The sequence below is a fragment of the Salinicola acroporae genome (assembly GCF_003206615.1).
GTDB lineage: Bacteria > Pseudomonadota > Gammaproteobacteria > Pseudomonadales > Halomonadaceae > Salinicola > Salinicola acroporae.
The window spans coordinates 30997-54294 of the sequence record NZ_PZJW01000018.1 but is presented as its reverse complement, the minus strand read 5'-3'; the positions used below and the strand labels follow the sequence as shown (position 1 = coordinate 54294).

Below are 23298 nucleotides of genomic sequence, written 5' to 3'. Positions count from 1 at the left end.
GACCTCGCGGATGATATGAATGGACTCGGCTTCGAGCTGCTTGAGATGGGTCTGGCGTTCGGGGGTCATGTTGGTCATATGATTTCCATGAAAGCGGCGTCGATCAGGCATCGAGAAGGAAGAGATAAGCGCCGCTACGCGGCTAGAAAATGAAAGAAAATTCTTCACTTTTCTCTCTTATCTCTCATCTCTTCCCTCTCATCTCTTTCCTCTTATCTCTTCAAACTGGCCCGAAGGGCCTCTTCCCAGCGGGAATCACGCTGCCCACAGACGATGAAGAACGGGTTGAGCGTGCTTTCCTGCTGGTTGCAGCGCAGGGGTTCGAAGGTTTCGGCGTCGAGCACCTGGCCGCCGGCGGCGGTGACGACGGCCTGGGCGGCGGCGGTGTCCCATTCGCAGGTCGGCGCCAGGCGCGGGTAAAGGTCGGCCGCGCCTTCGGCAACCAGGCAGAGCTTGAGCGAGCTACCCATGGAGACCCGTTCGTGGGCCGGCAGCCGGGCGCAGAAGGCCTCGAACGATTCGGCGCCGTGGGAACGGCTGCCGACGATCAGCCAGGGTTGCTCGTCCGCCGCCGGCAGGTCACGCACCCGAATCGGTTGTTCGCCGTCGGCGGTGATCTTGAATGCGCCGCTGTCGGCATCCCCCCACCAGGTCATGCCGAGTACCGGCGCATGGACGATGCCGAAGCGCGGCACGCCGTTCTCGATCAGCGCCACGTTGAGCGTGAACTCGCCGTTTTTCTTGATGAATTCCTTGGTGCCATCCAGCGGGTCGATGAGCCAGTAGCTCGACCACTCCCGACGGGTTTCGAACGGGATCGCATCGCTCTCCTCGGAGAGCAGCGGTATCTCCGGGGTCACGCGCCGGAGCAGCGCGGTCAGCGCCCGGTGGGCAGCCATGTCCGCCTGGGTCAGCGGGCTGTCGTCGGCCTTGGTCTCGACGCTGAAATCCTGGGCGTAGATCTCCAGCACCCGCTCACCGGCGGCGACCACGCCTTTCAGCAGCGCCAGTCTCGTGGCTTCGTCGATCTTCATGGTGCGTCTCCATTCAGTCCTTCGGCCAGACCGCTCGCCAGTGGCGCCGTGTCAGAACGGCCAGATGAAAGGGATGAGCAGAATCGAGGTGCTCCCGACCAGAACGCTCACGGGGAACCCCAGTTTGAGATAGTCGTGCATTCGGTACCCCCCCGGCCCCATCACCATCAGGTTGGTCTGGTAACCAAGAGCGGTCATGAAACTGGCCGAGGCGGCGATGGTGATGGCGATCACGAACGGCATGAAATCCACCCCCAACTGCTGCGAGACCGCCAACGCGATGGGGAACATCAGCACCGCCGCGGCGTTGTTGGTGATCATTTCGGTGAACAGCACTGTCATCAGGTAGATGAACGCCAGCGCCAGCCAGGGCGAGTCGATATGCCCGACGACTAGCTCGGCGATGGTCCGGGCCGCGCCGGACTGGGTCATCGCCGCGCCAAGGGAGAACGAGGCCGCGATCACGATCAGGACGGAAAGGTCGATATAGCGCCGCGCCTTGCCCATGGTGAGGCAGCCGGTCATCAGTAGCGCACCGGCGGCGAGAAAGGCGGCCTCGAGAATCGACAGCATGTTGGTTGCGCTGAGTACGACCATTACGCCGAGGATACCCAGCGAAAGCGGCGCCTTCTGGAAATTGGGCGGCGTCGAATCGTTCAACTGGCTGACCAGCAGGAAGTCCTTGCGGTAACGATACTGCTCGACGAACTCCTGCCCGGTCTCCAGCAGCAGGGTGTCGCCGACCTGGAGCTCGATGTCGCCGACCTTGCCGTTCAGGCGTCGACCATGGCGGGAGATCGACAGGATCACGGCCTGGAACCGCGAGCGAAACCGGGACTCCCGGACCGTCTGCCCGATGCCGGTGAAGTCCGGGCTCACCACCGCCTCGACCAGGCAGCGCCTGTGGTGGGCGACATCGAGCTTCTGGACGTTGCCGTTGGCGGGGCTCAACCCCCGAATCTCGCGAAGCTCCCTGGCGCACTCCGGCGCGCCGATGAAGACCAGCGTGTCGCCGCCCAGCAGCTTGGTTTCGGGCGGAACTGCCGTCATCAGGTGGTCGTCGCGCTCGATATCGGCCAGATAGCCGAACTGAAGGTTGCGCAGCCCGGCATCGGCGATCGACTTGCCCACCAGCGGGCCGCCGGTCTCGACGGTGACCTCCACGCTGTACTCCCGGATCTGGTCCAGTTGGGCGTTGGTGCCATCTCGCTGCGGCAGCAGCCAGGTCGCGAAGACCAGGATGAAACCACCGCCGACGAGCAGGATCGGCAGGCCGATCCAGGTCAGTTCGAACATGCCGAGGGAGACGCCCAGTTGGCTCTGCAGCAGGCCATCGACCACCAGGTTGGTACTGGTGCCGATCAAGGTACAGGTACCGCCGAGAATGGAGACGTAGCTCAGCGGAAGCAGCAACTTGGAAGGCGGCAGCCGCAAGCGACTGGACCAGTCCTGGATGGCGGGTATGAACATCGCCACCACCGTGGTGTTGTTCATGAAGGCGCTGAGGATCGAGGCCGGCAGCATCACCCGCCACTGGGCCCGACGCAGCGTCGTCGGCTGCCCCAGCAGTTGTGCGGCGATCCACTTGATCGCGCCGGTCTCCTTCAGCGCCGCCGCCACCACATATAACGCTGCGATGGTCATCACCCCGGTATTGGCGAAGCCGGCCAGCGCCTCCTGGGGCGTCAACACGTTGGTGAAAATCAGAAACGCCATCGCCCCGACCAGAATGGCGTCCGGCGCGATCCGCGTAAAAACGAGCGTGGCCAGAACCGCCAACACTACCGTGATGCTCAACCAGGCATCGATATCCATACCTTCCCCTGCCAAACGCCCGGATGTCGCTGATTTAACCTATATAAATCAGTAATTTAACCGATAAAAATAGCTTACTAAGGTAAAAAATCCTCGGTCGAGGCATTCTAAGCCGCTCGCTGCAACGGGCACCAGCACGGCTTTTCTAAGAAAGGTAATGACACGGTTAATGAGGTGAACGGCATGAGAAACCGCGAATCGAGGATCGACGAGGCGCCGTAATGGACTCAATGTCCTTGGGAAACGGCTCCGAATCCCGGGCGTTTTCGACCCCATGACTCGGCGAACCGCCGGTGCAGATACCTGCTCTCTTCCATGGCGTGGAAATCGGGGTGACGCCGCGACAGCGCGAAGTAGGTCATGATCAGCCATCCCAAACGCAACGCATCCGGCCTGGGGACCCCTTCGCGAGCCTGCACCTCCTCGATCCACGCTTCGGCGAGCCTGGGCGGCACGCTCAGCAACAGGCGGGCGAGATCGCAACCCACCGGCAGCATCCCGGCGTGATCCCAGTCGATGAAGATCGGGGCACCGGTGGACTCCTGAACCAGCACGTTCTGAGGATGCAAGTCGCCGTGGGAGAAGACCCGCGGCAGTCGATAGACAACCAGCGCCATTGTCAGCAGCCGTTCGAGTTCTCGCCATTGGCGCCGTTTCAGTGCGGCGAGACAGACGTCCGTGATCATCCGGCTCAGCGCGCGACGCCCCCGCCGGCCGATATCACGATCGGACCAGCCATCGGGACGGCCGACCCGCACGAGCCACTCGAGCGAATCCAGCGTATCGCGGAAGACGGCCTCCCTGCCCTCGCGATACGCGGCCAGCGGCTGCCCTTCGATTCGCTCCACCACCAGGCTGGCGGTTTCCCCGTGATCGATGACTGCCTTCAGCGATGGCGCCGCGATACCGGCGGGCGCGAGCACCTGGCGGTAGAGTCGCTCCAGCCCGAGAGCGTGGGCGCGCGGTAGCTGGCAGTGGACGATATAGCGGGAATCCGCCGTTCGTACCTCCAGTGCGGAGAACTGCCCGGTATGGCCCGGCAACGGGCGGAACGCCCGAACGTCGAGATGGGGCCGCAGCGGCGCGATCCAGGGCCCGAGGACGGGATTGGCCATGCCAGCCTCGACAGCGATGAATCCATCGGTGGCATCATCCTCCATCACCACGGCCAGGCCGTCGTTGAGCAGTCGCCCGCCGTCGAGCGCGCTGACCCGAACGAGATCCCCTGGTCGCAGCGGTATCGGCGCGAGAAAACCGACGTCGCTCCGGGTCGTGATGCCCGCCTCGACCACATCGGGTCTCGGCTCCTGGCACAGCGCGCAATAGCGGGCCTCGCCGTTGATCGAGACCAGCACCGCGCGGGGCCCGACCCGGCGGTCATCGACATGCCAGCCACGGACTACCTGCTGACTGACTTCATCCACGAACCCTGGCATGACGCGTCCCGCCCCTATTGTTATTGCTCCCCGCTGTTATACCAATGTCCGGGGTCGGGTTGCGTAACGTCTTACAACCGGCGCGGAACGCTCCCACAACACAAGCCAACATTTTTTTGCATTCGCCGCCTTACACGTGCGGGTGGGCCATGGAGCATAGAGAAAATGGGGAGCGGAGCCGATCCGCGCGGGTCACTGCGACGGTCTCGTTCCTGGGGTGTCGATGCCAACGTCCCGCTCCTCTGCCGATCACTCGTGTTACGTGGTCGTGACAACGACTGACGACTCTACGACAGGGTGACACGTCTTTTATCGAATTGGCGCTGAATCAGGCTGGATATTGAACGAGTATTTAAGTTCCGCCTGAGAACTGCCTGCGCTCAGCCATACGGTGTTAAAAAACGGCTCAAAATGCTCATTTGTTCCATGTAAACGCCGTTTCTTGCCTTGTCTGGCCGTCGCTCGTCGATTTTTCGAACAGAACTTAATAAAACCACCGGAGGCTCATCCCATGGCTCAGGAAATAACGCGCGAGAATGTCTCGAATCCTCTCCCGGATGCTGGCGACCCGGGTGCCGACGGCCAGCGCACCGGGCAGTGGCAGTCGACGCTGTCGAAGACCCTGACCCTGAGTCGAAAATCCACATCCACCCGTGACGACGACACCCAATCGGCGAAGCGCGCCGACGGCGATACCAAGGCCCCCAGGAACCTGAACGACTACAACCAGATCGTGACTATCGGCGATGACCTCATTCGCTACGAGACCAAGGGCGGCAAGACCGTCGAGGTCGACCGCCACGCCACGCCGGCGCTGTTCGAGACGGTCAAGCAGGATGCCACCCAGATGACCGCGCTCAACCAGAGCGGGGAGGATGGCTACGGCGTATTGCCGCTGGATGCCGAGCCTCCCGGCAAGCTGAGCGACTACCGCTTCATCGGCCCTCCCGACGAAGTCGCCAAGGGCATCGTCCGCTACGAGATGCAGAACGGCGCCCGTGTCGTGGTTGCCGAACGCGCCAACCCAGAGCTCTTCGCTGCGATCAAGAAGGATTATGAAAGCCTGATCGGCATCAATAAAAGCGAGTCGGATGGCTACGAGCGCATCACCGGCGACGCCACGCCACCGCCCTACTACAACACCGAAGTCGGCGCGCCCGGCGAGATGGGCCCGGAGGTGATTCGCTACGAGCATGACGGCGAAAAGTTCGTCGTCGCGCGCAGCGACAACCCGGAACTCTACGACTATCTCAGCGAACAGCATGCAACATTGACCGGCGACGCCGAGCATCAGGACGCCATCGATGGCGCGGTCGACGATGGCGCCATCATTGCCGGTGCCGAGTCCGAGGCACCGGACTTCAACGATTTCAAGCATTTCAGCTGGCAAACCGATGCGCGAGACGACGTCATTCGCTTCACCACTCACGATGGCAAGGACGTAGTCGTTTCAAAAGCCCTGACGCCTGCGTTGTTCGAAACGGTTTCCAACGCACAGAAAACCTGGGATCGAATCCACGAGCTCGAGGACGATGGCTACAAGCTGCGCTCGGCCGACGACGACATCCCGGTGTTGGGCAAGGGAGACAGCGTCAAGAGCGCCACCGACGAGCACGGCGACGTCATCGAAGGGCTCAAGCTGGTCGAAGTCGATGGCGAAAAGTTCGTGGTCTCCAAGGGGGTGACGCCGGAGCATTTCGAGGCTGCCTCCAGCTTCCAGCAGACCTCGAGCGAAGATGTCATCGACGATGTGTTCGCCGCTCACGACCTGCCCGGCTCGGAAGAGACCAGTCTGATGAGCCAGGAGACCACCGTCGAGAATGACGACGGCGAAGCGAAGACGGTCAGCGAACTCTACATGGATCAGCTCGAGGAGAAGGCGGAAAACTCGGACAACGAGAACTTCAAGAAATACGCTCGTCTTCTTGAACTCAAATCCCAACTGGACAACGGCAGCTTCCAGTATCTGCCCTACATGACGGTCAATCACGGTGGCGACTGGACCTACTACGGCACCGATACTCAAGGCATGGACCCGGCCGATCTTCGCGGCTTGATCGACGAAGAGAAGCTTGGCGAGGAACTCTCGAAATTGCTTGAAGACGAGGAAATCGCTCAGTTCACCGACGAGGCAATGACGGAGGCTCAGAGCAAGATCAAGGATCGTGACGGGCTCGCCGACAAGCTTTACGACTCGTTGACTGGTGACAAGGGGGCGGAATATCTCGACGCCCTTGAGGAACTGCGTGGCAAGGGTTTTGGAGACGAAGCCGCCACCCGTTTGAACAATGACCTGAACACGCTGCAAGCGCTCGACCCAGACCGCGCGGCCGAGGCGAGAGGCAGCATCACGGCAGCCAGTACCGCCAGAGGTGTCGAGGAAGAGCTAAGCGATATCGACGCCGAATATGAGAGTGGCGATATATCGCCGGAGAGCGAAGAGGCCGCGGAGCAGGTCGCCGCCGACATGGTGCCGGGCATCCTCACCGGCATTACCTACAGCACCTTCGGCATTCAGACCACCGATGGCGTCTGGAACGCGGTAAAGGATGCTCTGTCCGCCGACAAGATAGATCCCAAGGGCACGGTACCGCCCAATCTGTCGGCGGACGAGAAACTGCAGTTCACCAAGATCATGGCAATCGCCGCCGGCCTCAAGGAGGTCATCAAGAAGGCGGCGTTGAGCGGTAGCAATGTCGAGACGGCGCTGAAGGATTCGTCTCTCATGCGCGATGTCATGAAGAAGGTGAACGAGCAGTTCCGCAATATGACGACCAGCCGCGACGGCCAGCCGCCCATCGTCGAGCTCAGCGACAGCGAGCGCGCCAACGTGCAGGGCTCGCTGAAATCCCAGTTCCGCAGCCTGATGAACTCGAACACGATGTTCGCGATCGGCGGCACCGCAGCGCTGGTCAACGCCATCTATCGCCGCTCGGGTGACGATTTCGGCGACACCTGGCAAGAGCGCATGACCGTCGCGCGCGGCATGCTGGTGTTCATCGGCACCACGCCTTTCGCGCTCAAGGGCATCACCGATGCGGTGGGCCCCAAGCTCGATGAAGGCGGCCGGCTGGGCAAGCTGTTCGGCACCACCAACATCACCCAGGCGCTCGGTCTCGACAAGGAGATGGGAGATGTCCTGCGCGAGCGCTTCCCCGACAAGTTCAATGGCGACAAGGCGCCCTCTCTCAACCCGGGCGAGCAGGCGCGAGGCAAGCTGGACGACATTCGCGGCAAGCTTGATTCGTTCGACACCCTCCTCGATCAGCGGGATGCTCCCGACTTCGAGCAGAAGGCCCAGGGCCTGGTCGACGATATCCAGGGTCAACTCGACGAGGTCGACCGCATCGTTAAGGCGTCCGACTCGCTCAGCGACGACGAGAAGAAGGAGATCCAGCAGCGCCTGGATACGATCGAGGATCGGCTCGACAAGGTCGAGATGAAGAAGGAGGGACTGGCGCCCCAGAATGCGGACGACCTCAGGGGACTCGTCGACGACCTGTTCGAGGAGATCCAGCCTTTCGCCTCCTCCGCGACCCCCTCGGAGCAGCGCTTCGCCCAGATCGACGACTTCGACCGGGCGGTGGCGGAGTACCGCGAGCTGCTGGATGCCGACGGCAAGGGTAAGGGCAAGATGCCGGAACAGGCGCCGGCACTATTTGATGACATCATGGAAAAGCACCGAGCCATTCGCTCGTCGATCGAATCCGACCCAACGCTCTCCGATGCCGAGCGCACGCAACAGCTCGAGCGGCTGGACGATATCGCCAGCCGTCTGGATGACGTGCGCCCAACGGAGAGTGGCGCCCTGCCCAGCGGCGCCAGCGACGCGCTGGACGACCTCGACAGCCTCAGCGACGACCTGCACCAGCGCTTCGACCCGTCCAACGGCGAATCGTCGAAATCCGCCATGCAGTCTTGGAACCAGACGCTGGATGCCGAGGCCGACGTGATGACCAACGGCGAATCAAACCCAGGCGCTAAATCTCCCGACGGCCCCGGCAGCTCCAGTGGTGACGGTCAGTCCAGCAGCAAGAATAAGACCAATATTTTCGGCCCGGCTTTCAAGGGACTCGCTTACATGACTGACTTTGCCGGCGGTATCCTCGATACCGTCGTCGCCGGTATCGGGTTGAATCAGGCAATCAAGAATGGCGGCGACCCGATGGAGCTTGCCGTCAATTCCACAGGCGTGGTCTCCGGCTCGTTCTTCACCATCGGCGGCGCCGCCGAAATCGGGGCATCGTTGCAGACCGCGTCCCGGGTGCTTTCAGGGCTGGGCGCTGGCCTGCGTGCGGCCGGTCCCATCGGCAATCTGATCGGACTGGGCGTGGGTTTCGTCAGCCTGATCCTCAATATGGTGATGGCTCAGAAGAAAGGCGCCGAGACCGAAGGCAAGATACGCGATCAGTTCGAACAGTTCTCAGACGATGGCGTGACCGAGGACGATTGGGGCGAGAAGTTCAACTACCTGATCAACTCCAGCTATGGTTTCAAGGACATGGTGCACGCTGGCGACGATGACAAGGAGCCCGATCCTCTGTTCAAGGAGTGGTTCCCCGAGGACATGGCGGCATGGGAAGCGCAGCCGGAGCAGTACGACAAGTTCACTCAGGAGATCCGGGAGAACGGCAACGTCGACGACTTCTTCTTCGACTTCGACCAGGACCAGATGCAGCTCAATATCCACGGCCAGGACTTCTACCAGGAGAACAAGGAGACCATCGACACTATCCTCTTCAACTGGGACGAGGGCGATGGCGGCAACGACTGGACGGGCGGCGACGATATCGTCAGCAAGTCGGACCTCGAGAAGATCGCCGACCCGGAAAACGGCCACTCCAAGAAGGAGCGGGACGCGGCGCAGTTCCTGCTCGACAACGAGGACTTCTTCGCCCTGCTGGATACGCTGCACAAGCAGGATGGCTCGGACGGCAAGATCAGCAGCGCCGATATCGACTCCTGGATGCAGTTGATCGGCGAGCGTGCGATCACCGATGACAACCCGGCCTTCGCCGAGGAGGACAGCATCTGGGACAACCCGGCGTCGTACAAGCTGTAGGCTGAAGCTACGGGCCACGAGTTGCGGGCGATAAAAAGCGGGCCATGCCTCTCCTCGAGACGTGGCCCGCCGTCGTTGCAGGTTGGGCTGACCGGCGAGGCTCACCCAAACTCAACGCTCACCCGAACTGGTTCATGGTGTTGAGCCCGCCGCCGGCCTTGAGCGCTGCGGCACCGGAGAAGTACTCCTTGTGGTCGTCGCCGAGATTGGAGCCGGCCATGTCCTGATGCTTGACCGAGGCCAGACCTCGCCGGATCTCCCGGCGCTGGACGCCGGCGACGTAGGCCAGCATGCCGGCTTCGCCGAAGTAACCCTCGGCCAGCTCGTCGGTGGAGAGCGCCGCCGTGTGATAGGTCGGCAAGGTGATCAGGTGGTGGAAGACGCCAGCCTCGCGGGCCGCATCACGCTGGAACGCCTGGATACGGCGATCCGCTTCCTGCGCCAGTTCGGAGTCGTCGTAGGCGGCGCTCATCAGCTGGCCACGCTCGATACCGGAGAGCGACCGCTCCTCTCGTTGCTCTTCTGTCTGCCCTTCTCGTTCCCAGTCGTCGAAGACCTGTTGGCGGAAGTTGAGCGTCCAGTTGAACGACGGCGAGTTGTTGTAGACCAGCTTGGCGTTGGGCACGACCTGGCGGATACGGTCGACCATGCCGGCGATCTGGCCGACGTGGGGCTTCTCGGTCTCGATCCACAGCAGGTCGGCGCCGTTCTGCAGCGCGTTGATGCAGTCCAGCACGACACGATCCTCGCCGGTATCGGAACGGAACCGGTAGAGTCCGTTGGCAAGCCGCAGGGGTTTGCGCAGGTCGCCGTCGAGCTTGATCACCGTATCGCCCTCGTTGACATCGTCCGCCGAGCAGATCGGCACGGTGCAGAGGAAGCTGTTGTACTGGTAGGCGAGATCCCCCGGCTCCTTGCTGACCGGCAGCTTTTGGGTCAGGCCGGCGCCCAGCGAGTCGGTCCGGGCAACTATCACGCCCTCCTCCACCCCGAGTTCCAGGAACGCATGGCGAACCGCGTTGATCTTGGCGACGAAGTCCTCGTGGGGGACGGTGACCTTGCCATCCTGGTGTCCGCACTGCTTGGCATCCGACACCTGGTTCTCGAGCTGGATGCAGCAAGCGCCGGCTTCGATCATCTTCTTCGCCAGCAAGTAGGTCGCCTCCTCGTTGCCGAACCCGGCGTCGATGTCGGCAATGATCGGCACGACATGGGTCTCGAAGTTATCGATCTTCTCCACGATTCCCCGTGCCATCACCTCGTTGCCCTGCTTCCTGGCGCTGTCCAATTCCCGGAAAAGCAGCGTCAACTCCCTGGCGTCCGCCTGGCGAAGAAAGGTGTAGAGCTCTTCGATCAGGGCCGGGACGGCTGTCTTCTCGTGCATCGACTGGTCGGGGAGCGGGCCGAATTCCGAACGCATGGCGGCGATCATCCAGCCGGAGAGGTAGAGATACCGGCCCTGCGTCGTACCGTGGTGTTTCTTGATGGCGATCATCTTCTGCTGGCCGACGAAACCATGCCAGCATCCCAGCGACTGGGTGTAGCGGGAAGGGTCCCGGTCGTAGGCCTCCATGTCGCGGCGCATCACGGCGGCGGTGTAGCGGGCGATGTCGAGGCCGGTACGAAAACGGTTCTGGGCCCGCATCCGTGCCACGTTTTCGGGATCGATGTTGTTCCAGCGGCCGTTCTGTTCCAGACGCAATCGCTCGAGTGAATCGATATCGCTCTGATAGATGGACATGGCAGTCTCCACACAGGAATGGGAATACTCTCTTGGGGCCGGCTTCTTGCCCTGTCATTTTCAACGATCCAAAACGGCCGTTTTAATTCTGACAATGAAAAGAAAAAAGCCCCATCGGCGAACTCACTATGTAAGAAACGGTGCCACGACAACAATCCGTACTTAGCCGCCATCAGGGTAAGACTTCTACCAAAAATGGCGCTTATGGATGAATCCTGTAGTCATGTATGACGTATGATGCGGATCGTTCCAACGCAGGGAAATCATTCGCCGGAAAACCGCTGTCGCCCTGCCAGATTTCCAACGGGTTCCAAAACCCCCGCAGTTTCATCACCTTGGAGGAATCGCGACGCCAGGGTCTCGAGCCCGGTGCGGCTGCCGAACGCCGTGGCGACGGCCGACGAACCTTCGACTTTCGTCGACAGGGAGTTAGCCGGGTTTCAAATTATTCATCCGCGGTAGCCAGTTCCAGCCCTTCGTGGGTGACCTCCGCCACCAGGGCCAGCTCCTCCGGCGAGATCACGTAGGGCGGCATCCAGTAGATGACGTTGCCCAGCGGCCGCAGCATCACGCCGCGCGAGAGCGCGTGCTCGTAGACACGCAGGCCGCGACGCTCGCGGAAGTCGTAAGGCGTCAGACTGGGCTTGTCCGCGACCATCTCGATCGCCACCACCATGCCGGTCTGGCGAACGTCGCCGACGTGGGGATGGTCGCGCAGCGGTTCGGCCAGCCGACCCATCGCCTCGGCCTTGCCCCGGTTGGTGGCGATCACATCGTCCTGCTCGAAGATATCCAGCGTCGCCAGTGCGGCAGCGCAGGCCAGCGGGTTGCCGGTATAGCTGTGGGAGTGCAAAAACGCCTTGAGCGTCGAGTAGTCGTCGTAGAAGGCGGCGTAGACCTCGTCGGTGGTCATCACCACCGATAGTGGCAGGTAGCCGCCGGTGAGCGCCTTGGAGAGACACAGGAAGTCGGGGCGAACGCCGGCCTGCTCGCTCGCGAACAGGGTCCCGGCGCGGCCGAAGCCGACGGCGATCTCGTCGAAGATCAGCTGCACGCCGTGGCGGTCGCAGGCTTCGCGCAGCCAAGTGAGATACGCCGGCGGATACATGCGCATGCCGCCGGCGCATTGGATCAACGGTTCGACGATGACCGCCGCCAGTTCATGGGCGTGGCGCGCCAACGCCGCTTCCATCTGCGCGAAGGCGTCCCGCGCCTGGTCGACCCACTGGTCTCGCGGCAGGCCGAAGCCGTCCGGCGCCGGCACCTTGATCACGTCCAGCAGCAGCGAGCGGTAGGTGTCGGTGTAGAGCGCCACGTCTCCCACCGACAGGGCCCCCAGCGTCTCGCCGTGATAGCCGTTGGTGATGGTCAGAAAGCGCCGCTTCTCCGGCCGCCCGACGTTGCGCCAGTAGTGGTAGCTCATCTTGAGCGCGATCTCGACGGCGGAAGAGCCGTTGTCGGCGTAGAAGCAGTGGCCGAGACCGGCGGGCGCCAGTTGGCCGAGCCTTTCCGACAGCTCGATCACCGGCTGATGAGTGAAACCGGAGAGGATCACGTGCTCCAGCTCGTCGAGTTGGCTTTTGATCCGGTCGTTGATCCGGTCGTTGGCATGGCCGAAGACGTTGACCCACCAGGAGCTGACGATATCGAGATAGCGCTTGCCCTCGAAATCCTCCAGCCATACACCCTTGCCACGCCGGATCGGCACGACGGGCAGCGTCTCGTGGTCCTTCATTTGGGTGCAGGGATGCCAGAGGCTGGCCAGGTCACGCTGCATCCAGTCGCGATTGCGGTCCATGTGTCGTCTCTTTGCGGTGTGAAGCCTTGCCTGGGTTCGCCCGTGCCACTCAGGCACGGTCGTTCAGCAGCGGCGCGAGATCGAGAAAGTCGGCGGTGGTCTCGGCATCCGGTGCCTCCAGCCAGGGCACCACCCCCAGGCAGGGGACCCCGCCCTGCCCGCCGAGCCAGTGCGTCAGCGCCTCGAGGTTTTCCTCAAGGCGCGGGGTTGCGGCTTCGAGCGTGTTGGCGACCCAGCCGGCGACACGGACCCCGTCGCGCTGGATCGCCTCCAGCGTCAGGCGGGCATGATTGATCGCACCCAGGCGCACGCCCACTACCAGCACCACGGGGATTTGCAGCGACATTGCCAATTCCGGGATCGACTCGCGCTCATTGAGCGGGACGCGCCAGCCGCCCGCCCCTTCGATCAGGGTGAGATCGGCGCCGCGTTCCCGCAGCCTTCGCATCGGCCCGGTCAGCCGCGGGATGTCAAGCACGACGCCGGCTTCGCGGGCAGCGATATGCGGCGCGATGGCGGGCTCGAAGGCGAAGGGGTTGATGGCGTCATACGGCAGCGCCGGGTGGCACTGAGCCTGGATGGCCAGCGCATCGGCGTTGCGCCAGCCTTGCGGAGTGCGCTCGCAGCCAGAGGCGACCGGCTTGCCGCCCGCGACGGTCAGCCCCCGGCGTCTGGCGGCGGCCATCAATCCCGTGGTGATCACGGTCTTGCCGGCGTCAGTGTCGGTACCGGTGACGAAATAGGCTCTCATGGCTCAATCCTGCAGGGTGTGACGTTGCATCAGCACGGTGGCAACGCGGTAGCGGGTAGGGATCCCGGCCGGCTCGCGCCAGCGCTCCAGCGCCTGGGCCAGCCGGTCGAAGCGGCGACGGCCGGACAGGCCAGCACCGGCCGCCACCGACGCCGTTATCGTGTTGGCACCGATACGCTTCAGCGCACGCAATGTGTCCGCCGGCGTGGCATGGTGGGTTCGGCGCGTGGTCATGGTTACCTCGGCCGGTCGCCAGCCGGGGGCCCGCAGCGTCTCGACCAGCCGGGATTCCGCCAGGAACTCGTTGACGTGGACCGCGCCATCGACCCGCTGCCACGCCCATTGCAGCTCTGCCAGCGTACCCTCGCACAGGGTGGTGAAGCCGAGCCAACCGCCGGGCGCCACCACCCGGGCGGCTTCGCGCAGAAAATCCTCGAGCGAATCGCACCACTGCACCGCCAGGCTCGATACCACCAGGTCGACACTGCCGGCGGTCAGCGGCAGCGACTCCGCGCAGCCGGTCACCCAGTGGATCGAACGGCCGGCGTGCCGGCGCCGGGCCTGATCCAGCATGCCGGGGGCGATGTCCAGCCCGATGGCGGGCCCACCGTGGCGCTCGACCAGGCGCGATACCAGGTAGCCGGTGCCGCAGCCGATATCGACCAGCGCGCGGCGGGAGGCCGATTGCGGCAGCCGCGCCAGCAGGTCGTCGGCGACGGCCTGCTGCAACTGGGCGGCGCCGTCATAACCGGACGCGGCCCGGGAAAAAGCGTCGGCGATCCGCCGGCGACGGCTCTCCCCGGCGACAGCGGCGCGGCGTGGGGGCGTCATCGCGGTCATCAGACGGCCTCGTCGGCGGCGAGGATGAAGGCTGCCATCAGTGCCGCGGTCTCGTCGGCGCGTTCCAACGGAAAGGCGTGGCCCGCCTCCGCGATCGATGCCGTGCGGCCACCGCGGGGCAGGCGCGCAGCGATGGCGTGGCGCGCGGCCCCCGGCACCAGGGCATCATCCTCCCCGAACAGATGGAGCTGCGGGATCTTCAGCGTTGCCGGGACCTCACGCAGATCGAGGGCGGACAACACCCCCAGTCCGGCCAGGGCCTGATCGAGTGGCGTCGTCTCCAGCGCCGCCAGCAGCTCCCGCCCCAGCCGACGCGTATCCCGCCCCCCCTGGGCGCTCAACCGGGAGAACCGCTTGAAGGTCCGAGTGGGCGATGCCCGCAGGCCGCACCGGAAGTCTTCCAGCGCCTCACCCGTCATCGCCTGCGGCCAGCCAGACCGAGTGACGAAGCTGGCATTGGCAGCCAGCGCGATCAGGCCCCGCGCCCGGCGACCGCGCCACTGCGCCAGCGAGGTGGCCAGCATCCCGCCCAGGGACCAGCCCGCCAGCCAGGCGTCCTGGGGCAGCGCATGGTCGAGCGCCGCCACCCAGCTTTCGGGCCGATGACTGGTCAACCCGGGATAGTCGATGCACTCGACCCGATAGCACGCAGGCAGCCGCCGATGCAGGGCCTCGGCCAACGGCGCCAGCGGTGCCGAGCCTAGCGCCCACCCGGGCAGGAGCACGATAGTCTGCACGCTCATGCCGACTGACCCGCGCTGAACAGCCGACGGGCGGCATCGAACAGCGCGCTCAGCAGCCGGTCGAGATCGTCATGGGTGTGGGCTGCCGAGAGCGTGAAGCGCAGCCGCGAGGTGCCTTCGGGCACCGTGGGAGGACGGATTGCGCCGCACCAGAACCCGGCCTCCTGCAAGGCCGCCGCCAGCGTCAGCGCCGCGGCCTCATTGCCACCGCGCTCGCCCGGCACCCGGCTCCAGCTCGGCCCGACCACCAGCGGCTGGATCGGCGTATCCGATGACATCAGGTGTAGATCGAATTCGCTCAGGCTGGCGACTTCACGACGGAAGCGCCGGACCAGTGAGGCGAGATGATCACGGCGTTCCGGCTCGTCGCGGACGATATCCAGACTGGTCAGCGTCGCCCACGCCAGCGCGGGCGAGAGACTGGTGGTATAGACGTAGGGGCGGGAGAACTGGATCAGTGCCTCGATCAGCGCCTCGCTGCCGGCGACGAACGCACCCTGGGTGCCGAGCGCCTTGCCCAGCGTGCCGACGGTGACCGCGATCCGGTCCGGCGCGATCCCCTGCGCCTGGCGCGTCCCACCGCCCTCCTCGCCCAGCACGCCCAGGCCGTGGGCGTCATCGATCATCAACCACGCCCGCTGGCGCTCGCACTGAGCCGCCAACGGCTCCAGGTCGGCGACATCGCCGTCCATGCTGAACACGCCATCGCTGACGACCAGCGCGCGCCTCTGGGCGGCCAGCATCGCCAGCCGTTCGCCGCAATCGTCGGCATTGCGGTGGGCGAAGCGCTCCAGCCGGGCACCGGCCAGCCGTGTCGCGTCCAGCAGCGAAGCGTGGTTGAGGCGGTCGTGGAGTGCCACGTCCCCGCGGCCCAGCAGCGCAGAGACGACGCCGAGATTGGCCTGGTAGCCACTGGAGAAGAGCAGTGCCCGCGGATAGCCGGTCAACCGGGCCAGGCGCCGTTCCAGCCGTTCGTGGGCCTCGCCATGGCCGCAGACCAGGTGCGATGCACCGCCGCCGGTGCCGAAACGCCGGGCCCCTTCCGCCAGCGCCTCGGCCAGGCGCGGATCCCCCGCCAGCCCGAGGTAGTCGTTGCTGCAGAAGGCCAGTATCTCGCGCCCCCGGCACTGAAAGCGTGGCCCGATGCCGGTCGTCGTCGCCCGCCGGCGATAGCGCTGGTGCTGCCGCTGGCGCGCCAGCCGCGCCGCCAGCACGCTATCCAGCGAATCGTCCCGCGCTTCGGGCGCTGTCCCCACGGCCTCGCTCATGCCCGGGCCGTGGCGTCGGTGACCATGGCGTCGAACCGGGCCCGGGCCACCTGCTCCCGGAGGGCAGCCTCGTGGACACTGTCGTCGACGTCCTCGCGGCGCTCGGGATGCAGCCCCAGGCGATCGAAGAGCCGCTGGTCATGGCCCGCCTGGGGATTGTCCGCGGTGAGCAGGCGCTCGCCGTAGAAAATGGAGTTGGCGCCGGCGAGGAACGCCAGCGCCTGGGTCTCGTCGCTCATCAGTTCACGCCCGGCGGCCAGTCTCACGTGGGAGCGCGGCATCAGGATGCGCGCGACGGCGATGGTGCGGATGAAATCGATGGGGTCGAGATCCTCGACGTGCTCGAGCGGCGTGCCCTGGATCCGGATCAGCATGTTGATCGGCACGCTTTCGGGGTGCTCGGGCAGGTTGGCCAACTGCTGCAACAGCCCCGCTCGATCGCCGACGCTCTCGCCCATGCCGAGAATGCCGCCGCTACAGATCTTCATGCCGGACTGGCGGACGTGGTCCAGGGTCTCCAGGCGGTCGGCATAGGTGCGGGTGGTGATGATCTCGCCGTAGTACTCCGGTGAGGTGTCGAGGTTGTGGTTGTAGTAGTCGAGCCCGGCCTCGCCGAGCTGCTCGGCCTGGTCGCGGTTCAACATGCCCAGCGTCATGCAGGTCTCCAGCCCCAGGGCCCGCACGCCCCGGACCATCTCCAGCACGTAGGGCATGTCTTTGGCGCTGGGATGCTTCCAGGCCGCCCCCATGCAGAAGCGGCTGGCGCCGATCGCCTTGGCCTTGCGCGCTTCCTCGAGCACGGCCTCGACCTGCAACAGCTTCTCGCGCTCGAGTCCGGTGTTGTAGTGCCCGGACTGGGGGCAGTACTTGCAATCCTCCGGGCAGGCGCCGGTCTTGATCGACAGCAGCGTGGAGATCTGGACGGCGTTGGGATCGAAATGCTGGCGGTGCACGCCCTGCGCCTGGAACAGCAGATCGTTGAATGGGCGCTCCAGCAACGCCTGGATCTCCGCCCGCTGCCAGTCGTGGCGCAGCGGCGTGGTTTCCGTTGCGGAAAGTGACCCGCCCTGGGTTGCCGGCAGTGCGCGGTTTTCCATTCGAGCCGACAGCGTGCTGCTTTGCGTTTGAGAAAGAGGCGTTGCCATGGGCCAGTCAACCTTTATCGTTTAATAAGTTGACGGAATGGTGGCACGACCACTGGTCAACTTCAAATCAAAACCAGGTTGACTAAACGCGGGGACACGGCACCGGCGTCGGCATGGCGCCCCGCGATGCGGGCGACGAGCGCCGGCTCGTCATCTCAGCGAGCCGGCACGCCGTCCCCGGCGTCATCGTCCTGCGCCGGCCGCGCCTCGGGGCCACCATCGTCGCCGAGATCCAGCGACCGGGCGAAGTCGCTGTCGAAGCTTGCGGGATCGAGCCGCTGCGACCAACCGATGATCGGGATCATGTCGTCGTTCGGACCTCCCCGCGTCGGCACGACATACTCCCAGGCAATCTGGCCTTCCCGGGTCACTTCCACCAGGCGACCGCCATCGGATTCGCTGATCAGGGTGTTGCCGTTGTCGAGCCGATGCTGGTCGCCGCGGATCTCGCTCTCCAGCGGCCGCTCCGGCGTGCCGGCGTACTGCCAGACGACCTGCAGGGTGCGGGGATCGAACTCCACGACCCGCGATTCGCCCTCCGGGGTATGGTAGTGACCGCGGTTGTCGAACATCACGATATCGCCGTTGGGCAATACGTCGGGGTCGTGCTGGCGAATCCATGGGCCGCGCGTTGCCCAGGTGATCTTCTGCGAGCGCGGGTCGAACACCGCGATGGAACTGGTCTCGCGGAACGACAGCAGCAGGTCACCCGGGTTGCCGAAGGGGAAATTGCGAGCCTTGGCGTCGGTGAGGTAGTCCACCGCGTTGGCGTGGATGGGGTCTCCCAGCATGATCCCCGGCACGTTGTTCAGCAACTCGCTGAACGGCGAGTGCTGGACCGTCGGCAGCAGGCGGGTGCGCTGCAACTCCTTGCCCTCCGGCGACAGCACCACCAGCGAGTCCTCGAGACGCGGCGGCTTGAGGTAGTCCAGCCCTTCGATCTCGTCGTCGAAGATGCCGTGAATCAAAGCATAGATCTTGCCGTCCGGCGCGACGGCGAACTGGTGGTGGGCTCGACCGGCGTAGCGCCAGATCACGTTGGAGTCCTTGTCCAGCTTGACCAACCCGTAGCCGTAGGGGGTATCGCCGTTGCCCTCGTAGAGCGCGATCAGGTCACCGTTGGGCAGCACTTGTGCATTGCGGAAGTGGATGAACTCGTCGGGCCGCGGATTGGCCACGCCCTTCCCGTCGGCCCACACCTCGCTGTAGGGCTTGCGCCACTCGTGGATCACCTTGCCGTGCATGTCGACAAGATAGGCAGCCGGCTCGGTGCCCACGGTGTAGAGGGTCAGGCCATTGCGGGCGAGCCGGGGATCATACTGGGTGACGCCCTTGGCATCGGTGCGCTGGGGACGCCAGATATCGCCCTTGTAGACGTCGTTGTAGTCGGTCGCCTGATGGTAGAGCGCCTGCCCCGCCTGGTAGGCGTGTTGAATCTGCGGTCCGGGAAAGATCTCGGTGACCACCGAAAAGGCACCGATCACGAACACCAGCACCAGAGCCGCGATGATCGAGAAGGTCTTGAAGAGTTTATCGGTGAACGTGTCGGCATCCTGCCGGACCGGGCGCTTTTCGGGCGTCTTGGGCGAATCCATGATTCCACCATCCTGTATGGTTTCCAGGTGGAGCGCGGTTGGACCGTCGCTCGTCGATTTCGGACGAGTCTTAGAGCGAGATGGCGATGGGGAGGTTCAGCGGGGTGTGTTGTCTTAACGTTGTCCGTCGACGTCATTTACGTAACGTTTTCATCAACGTCGGGATCATCGTCGACAGGGAAATAGCGTCGAGAGATGACGAGCGAGGCCGTCCGACGTTGATCGGCCGTCGTTCCAGGTTGATTCGGCGGGAAATCGGTCTTCAGTGGGTTTCCGCCCTGGCCCGCTGGTAGAGATCCAGCGCAACCCGACAGAGCGCGCCAGCCAGCAGCTCCAGGTTGTCGTCCGACTCGTCGTTGGCGACGACGACGCCAAAGGAACCGTCCGGACGTTCGGTCAGCTCGATGCTGTAGCGCTTGAGATCCTGCGGCTTGATCGTTTCGCCCATGACATGCTCTCCGCTTGTCGAGATTTGTCTTTCTGCGTCGACAGAGTATCGCGGGCCAATATGTCAGCACCGTGACAGACTCGTGATGTTTGGGAGAACCAGCAAAGACAATCTTGCGGAGACACACGACCGTGGACTTGTCCGGGCCTGGAGATTCGAGACCTTCAAGAAAAGGCCTGCGGGAAGGTCTCGGGGCTGACCCTACCCGAGACCGCTGTGACGACAGGGCCGACTGTGAGGGCCTGTCGGGATTTCCCGCACGACCGCCCGGCACGACCCCGCCACGGCAGGGATCTCCACAAGGCACCAGGCCATGTCTGAAAAGCACTGCGCTTGCCCATACGGCGTTAAAAATCGGCTGGAGCGCCAGCCCGGTCCGTAATTCACCGATTTCTGCCTTGTCTGGCCTTCGCTCGTCGACTTTATCAGACAACGCCTAAAGCAGGTCCTCGATTCTGATCGGAAGGTGGCGGATACGCTTGCCGGTGGCGTTGAAGACGGCGTTGGCGATCGCTGCGGTCGCACCGACCATCGCCACCTCACCCGCCCCCTTGACACCCGATATGTTCAACCGGGTGTCGGGTTCATCGATGACGTCGACATCGATCCAGTCGATATCGGCGTTGACGGGCACCAGGTACTCGGCGAGATCGTTGTTGAGGACCCGGCCGTAGCGGGGGTCGGTCTCACCGATCTCGCGCAACGCAGCGCCGACAGCCCAGACGACGCCCCCCTTGACCTGGCTTTCCGTTGTCCGTCGGTTCATCACCCGACCGCAATCGATGACGCTGGCGAACCTTCGCACTCGGGCCCGCCCCGTCGAGGGCTCGACATGCACCTCGGCGAAATGGGCGATCCAGCTGAAGGCCAGGAAGTCGGTGTACTCGGGGCCCGCGGCGACCGGCCGCCCCTTGCGCAGATCGTCGATCGCCTGTGGATTTTCGCCCAGCGGAATGGTGTCGATCTCGACCTTCAGCATGGGCCGCCGCGTCCTCGCCAGTTGCAGGTAAGCCGGACCTTCGAAATCGTCACGCCCGGTCAGTTCGACCAGATTGGCACGCAGCTTGAGCGCGGCAGCCCGCGCCGCGGGCGCCACGCTGGCGGTACCCCAGGAGCCGGCGGTGAGCATTTGCGGGGCAAAACCGGTATCGCCGACCCTGATGTCGAGCTTGGCGGGATCGACGCCCAGAACATCGATCAGTTCTGCCGCGATCACGCTGCGTAGCCCCTGCCCCATTTCGTGACCCGACAGCGAAATACGGCAGGCGCCGTTTGCCTGGAGCCGAAGCGTCGTGATCGCCGGGCTCATCGCCGCCTTGTAGCTGCCGCAGGCCACGCCGAGCCCGATCATGTCGCCGTTCTCGGCCCGCAGCCTCCCAGGCTCCCGTCTTCGGCGGCCCCAGTCGATCATCCTGGCGCCGCGTTGCAGACACGCCGCCAAATGCCGCGACGAGTACGGCTTGCCGGTGATGGGGTCCTTGTCGGTGTCGTTGGCCAGCCGCAGCTCGACGGGGTCCATGCCCAGGTCATGCGCTAGTTCGTCCAGAGCGCACTCGGTGGCATAACTGGACGGATGTTCGTGGGGAGCGCGCTGGTGACCCGGCGTCTGGGTGTCGACGCGAATCACGCGATCCTCGCCCGCCCAGTTCGGGTAGCCGTACATGCGTGGCGGGGTTTCGCCGAACAGCGGGTTGTAGCCGTCATAGCGGCTGTTCTGCTGCTCGGTTCGGTAGAGGCCGGCCGCCAGCTTGCCACCGGCGTCAGCCGCCAGACGCACGTGATGCAGGCTTCGCGGCCGATACGACGCCGTGTGGAAGAGCTGGCCGCGCGGCATCACCAGCTTGACCGGGCGCGCCATGATCGTGGCGGCGCGGGCGACCAGCGCACTCTGCTCCTGTATCCCGTTCTTCTGCCCGAAACCGCCGCCGACATAGGGGCTGGAGGCGCGAACCGATTGCGGGTCACGGCCGATCATGCCCGCCAACCCACCGGCGAGGGCCGAACTCCACTGGGTGCCCTCGAAGATGCGCAGCTTGCCCTCCGAGAAGAGCGCCGTCGTCGAGATCAATTCGATCGGGTTGTGATGCTGCTGGGGATGCCGATACGTCACATCGACCTTGTGGGCGGCACTTGCGAAGGCCCCTTCCGCGTCGCCATGGCCAAGGCGGGTGAAGACTTCTGGCGCTTCCTCGGCTCCGCCCTGCTCCATCAGCGCGGTGAACTCCGCCGCCTCGTGATACTCGACCGACACCGATTCGGCGCCCTCGATGGCCGCCTCCAGGGTTTCGGCCAGTACCAGCGCGACCGGCTCGCCACGGTGGACGATATCGGGACCGGTCATCGGCTGGTAGCCTTTCCCCGGCTGCCCGTAGGCGCCCCGCGACGCCGGCGTGATCTGGATGTCCGCGAAGTCTTCGAAGGTCATGACCCTGACGACGCCGGGCACCTTCAGCGCGGCGGATGCGTCGATAGCGCGAATCCGGCCCTTGGCGATGGAGGCCGGAACCGTCATGGCGTGGAGTAGATTCTCGACCCGCTGGTCGGCCGCGAACAGCGCTTCGCCGAGCACTTTCTGACGCGCGTCGACACGTGGACGATCCGGGTTGGGCGACAGGGTCATGATGCGCTCCTTTCTGCAGCGATCGTGATCGCATCGGCGATCGTGTTGGTGGCGAGATCGATCTTGAAGCCGTTGTGTCGGCCGGCCCTGGCGTCGGCGATCGCGGCACGTCCCGCGGCCAGTGCGTTCTCCCGGGTCGGCGCCTTGCCCCGCAACACCGCTTCCGCCGCTTCCGACCGCCAGGGTTTGGTGGCGATGCCCCCCAGCGCGATATGGGCCTTCTGGACCTGGCCACCCTCTATCCGCAGGGCGACGGCGGCGGAGGCAAGCGCGAAGGCGTAGGATTCCCGGTCGCGCACCTTGTGATAGGTCGAGGCGCGACCGGCAGCCGTCTTGGGCACGCGGATCTCGATGATCAGTTCGCCGGGCGCCAGCGAGAATTCGCGATCCGGCGTGTCCTGGGGCAACAGGTAGAACTCCGCGATCGGAATGGTGCGGTTGCCCTGCGGCCCGAGCACGACGATGTCGGCGTCGAGCGCGGTCAACGCCACCGGCCAGTCTCCGGGCGACACCGCGGTACAAGCGCCGCTGGTCCCGAGGATGGCCTGGCCGCGGTCCAGCCCCTCGATGGCGGCGCATCCCGCTCCCGGCTCGCGCTTGTTGCAGGGATAGACGCCGCCCGCGCCGTTGCGGAAATAGGGGCAGCGGGTGCGCTGCAGCAGGTTGCCGCCAACGCTGGCCATGTTGCGCAATTGCTGCGAGGCGGCCCGCCAGAGGCTCTCCGCCAGCAGCGGATACTCTCTGTTGATCGTCTCGTCGTCGGCGATATCGGCCATCCGCGCGCCGGCACCGAACCGCAGCTTGTCGCCGGAGGTTTCGATCAGATCGCTTCCGTCGAGTTGGGAGACGTCCACGAGATGGGCGGGTTGCTCGACATTGAGCTTCATCAGGTCGAACAGCGTCGTTCCGCCCGCAATGTATCGCGCGCCCTCTCCGGCATCGGTGAAGGCGGCCACGGCGGCTTCCGGACTCCGGGGGCGGCTGTAACTGAACGCACGCATG

Annotated in this window: 15 protein-coding genes; 1 reads left to right on the top strand and 14 read right to left on the bottom strand. The window is 64.5% G+C overall.

All coding sequences use genetic code 11. The features are described 5' to 3' along the window. Positions 1-212: 212 nt before the first annotated feature. The 3 genes from cysQ to DOM54_RS19360 all read right to left on the bottom strand — a co-directional run bounded on the left by cysQ (position 213) and on the right by DOM54_RS19360 (position 4285). Entirely contained in the window at positions 213-1034 is an 822-nt protein-coding gene (cysQ, locus tag DOM54_RS19370) for a 3'(2'),5'-bisphosphate nucleotidase CysQ (protein ID WP_110717899.1), read from the bottom strand. 51 nt (positions 1035-1085) lie between these two features. Beyond that, positions 1086-2849 (bottom strand): SLC13 family permease, encoded by a 1764-nt coding sequence (locus DOM54_RS19365; protein WP_110717898.1) that lies wholly within the window; start codon positions 2847-2849, stop codon positions 1086-1088. Between the two features lie 227 nt (positions 2850-3076). After that, positions 3077-4285, bottom strand: coding sequence for an aminoglycoside phosphotransferase family protein (locus DOM54_RS19360; protein ID WP_110717897.1), 1209 nt, complete (start codon positions 4283-4285; stop codon positions 3077-3079). Positions 4286-4796: 511 nt separating this feature from the next. On the opposite strand from DOM54_RS19360, the gene DOM54_RS19355 reads away from it, so the two are divergent. Beyond that, on the top strand, positions 4797-9347 hold the full coding sequence (locus DOM54_RS19355) for a hypothetical protein (protein WP_110717896.1): 4551 nt from the start codon (positions 4797-4799) through the stop codon (positions 9345-9347). 118 nt (positions 9348-9465) lie between these two features. On the opposite strand, the gene DOM54_RS19350 is transcribed toward DOM54_RS19355, so the two are convergent. From DOM54_RS19350 to DOM54_RS19300, 11 genes are all read right to left on the bottom strand, one after another. Further along, the gene (locus tag DOM54_RS19350; RefSeq protein WP_110717895.1) at positions 9466-11088 is read right to left on the bottom strand and encodes an isocitrate lyase; all 1623 of its coding nucleotides are present in this window, start codon (positions 11086-11088) and stop codon (positions 9466-9468) included. Positions 11089-11533: 445 nt separating this feature from the next. Next, entirely contained in the window at positions 11534-12886 is a 1353-nt protein-coding gene (locus tag DOM54_RS19345; RefSeq protein ID WP_110717894.1) for an adenosylmethionine--8-amino-7-oxononanoate transaminase, read from the bottom strand. A 49-nt stretch (positions 12887-12935) separates the two neighbouring features. Next, positions 12936-13637, bottom strand: a complete 702-nt coding sequence (gene bioD / locus DOM54_RS19340; RefSeq protein WP_110717893.1) for a dethiobiotin synthase — start codon at positions 13635-13637, stop codon at positions 12936-12938. A 3-nt stretch (positions 13638-13640) separates the two neighbouring features. Then, on the bottom strand, positions 13641-14477 hold the full coding sequence (locus tag DOM54_RS19335) for a methyltransferase domain-containing protein (RefSeq protein WP_110717892.1): 837 nt from the start codon (positions 14475-14477) through the stop codon (positions 13641-13643). Continuing rightward, positions 14477-15220: an alpha/beta fold hydrolase gene (locus DOM54_RS19330; RefSeq protein WP_110717891.1), complete on the bottom strand. Its 744-nt coding sequence runs from the start codon at positions 15218-15220 to the stop codon at positions 14477-14479. The genes DOM54_RS19335 and DOM54_RS19330 overlap by 1 nt, the downstream gene beginning before the upstream one ends. Beyond that, entirely contained in the window at positions 15217-16476 is a 1260-nt protein-coding gene (bioF, locus tag DOM54_RS19325; RefSeq protein WP_343230615.1) for an 8-amino-7-oxononanoate synthase, read from the bottom strand. Before bioF ends, DOM54_RS19330 begins: the two co-directional genes overlap by 4 nt. Before the next feature lie 8 nt (positions 16477-16484). Continuing rightward, positions 16485-17585: a biotin synthase BioB gene (gene bioB, locus DOM54_RS19320; protein ID WP_110717890.1), complete on the bottom strand. Its 1101-nt coding sequence runs from the start codon at positions 17583-17585 to the stop codon at positions 16485-16487. Between the two features lie 203 nt (positions 17586-17788). Continuing rightward, positions 17789-19228, bottom strand: a complete 1440-nt coding sequence (locus tag DOM54_RS19315) for an arylsulfotransferase family protein (RefSeq protein ID WP_110717889.1) — start codon at positions 19226-19228, stop codon at positions 17789-17791. Between the two features lie 262 nt (positions 19229-19490). Next, positions 19491-19676, bottom strand: coding sequence for a hypothetical protein (locus DOM54_RS19310; RefSeq protein ID WP_110717888.1), 186 nt, complete (start codon positions 19674-19676; stop codon positions 19491-19493). A 436-nt stretch (positions 19677-20112) separates the two neighbouring features. After that, positions 20113-22296 (bottom strand): xanthine dehydrogenase family protein molybdopterin-binding subunit, encoded by a 2184-nt coding sequence (locus tag DOM54_RS19305; protein ID WP_110717887.1) that lies wholly within the window; start codon positions 22294-22296, stop codon positions 20113-20115. Then, a complete protein-coding gene (locus DOM54_RS19300) occupies positions 22293-23297 on the bottom strand; it encodes an FAD binding domain-containing protein (RefSeq protein WP_110717886.1) in 1005 nt (334 codons plus the stop codon). The genes DOM54_RS19305 and DOM54_RS19300 overlap by 4 nt, the downstream gene beginning before the upstream one ends. Position 23298: the final 1 nt, after the last annotated feature.

What these genes read in the sequence shown, in the direction of transcription:
- bioB (WP_110717890.1), bottom strand. Translation starts at nt 17,585, where the DNA reads ATGGAAAACCGCGCACTGCCGGCAACCCAGGGCGGGTCACTTTCCGCA.
- DOM54_RS19335 (WP_110717892.1), bottom strand. Translation starts at nt 14,477, where the DNA reads ATGACCGCGATGACGCCCCCACGCCGCGCCGCTGTCGCCGGGGAGAGC.
- DOM54_RS19355 (WP_110717896.1), top strand. Translation starts at nt 4,797, where the DNA reads ATGGCTCAGGAAATAACGCGCGAGAATGTCTCGAATCCTCTCCCGGAT.
- DOM54_RS19310 (WP_110717888.1), bottom strand. Translation starts at nt 19,676, where the DNA reads ATGGGCGAAACGATCAAGCCGCAGGATCTCAAGCGCTACAGCATCGAG.
- DOM54_RS19360 (WP_110717897.1), bottom strand. Translation starts at nt 4,285, where the DNA reads ATGCCAGGGTTCGTGGATGAAGTCAGTCAGCAGGTAGTCCGTGGCTGG.
- DOM54_RS19305 (WP_110717887.1), bottom strand. Translation starts at nt 22,296, where the DNA reads ATGACCCTGTCGCCCAACCCGGATCGTCCACGTGTCGACGCGCGTCAG.
- DOM54_RS19315 (WP_110717889.1), bottom strand. Translation starts at nt 19,228, where the DNA reads ATGGATTCGCCCAAGACGCCCGAAAAGCGCCCGGTCCGGCAGGATGCC.
- bioD (WP_110717893.1), bottom strand. Translation starts at nt 13,637, where the DNA reads ATGAGAGCCTATTTCGTCACCGGTACCGACACTGACGCCGGCAAGACC.
- DOM54_RS19300 (WP_110717886.1), bottom strand. Translation starts at nt 23,297, where the DNA reads ATGCGTGCGTTCAGTTACAGCCGCCCCCGGAGTCCGGAAGCCGCCGTG.
- DOM54_RS19350 (WP_110717895.1), bottom strand. Translation starts at nt 11,088, where the DNA reads ATGTCCATCTATCAGAGCGATATCGATTCACTCGAGCGATTGCGTCTG.
- DOM54_RS19345 (WP_110717894.1), bottom strand. Translation starts at nt 12,886, where the DNA reads ATGGACCGCAATCGCGACTGGATGCAGCGTGACCTGGCCAGCCTCTGG.
- DOM54_RS19365 (WP_110717898.1), bottom strand. Translation starts at nt 2,849, where the DNA reads ATGGATATCGATGCCTGGTTGAGCATCACGGTAGTGTTGGCGGTTCTG.
- cysQ (WP_110717899.1), bottom strand. Translation starts at nt 1,034, where the DNA reads ATGAAGATCGACGAAGCCACGAGACTGGCGCTGCTGAAAGGCGTGGTC.
- DOM54_RS19330 (WP_110717891.1), bottom strand. Translation starts at nt 15,220, where the DNA reads ATGAGCGTGCAGACTATCGTGCTCCTGCCCGGGTGGGCGCTAGGCTCG.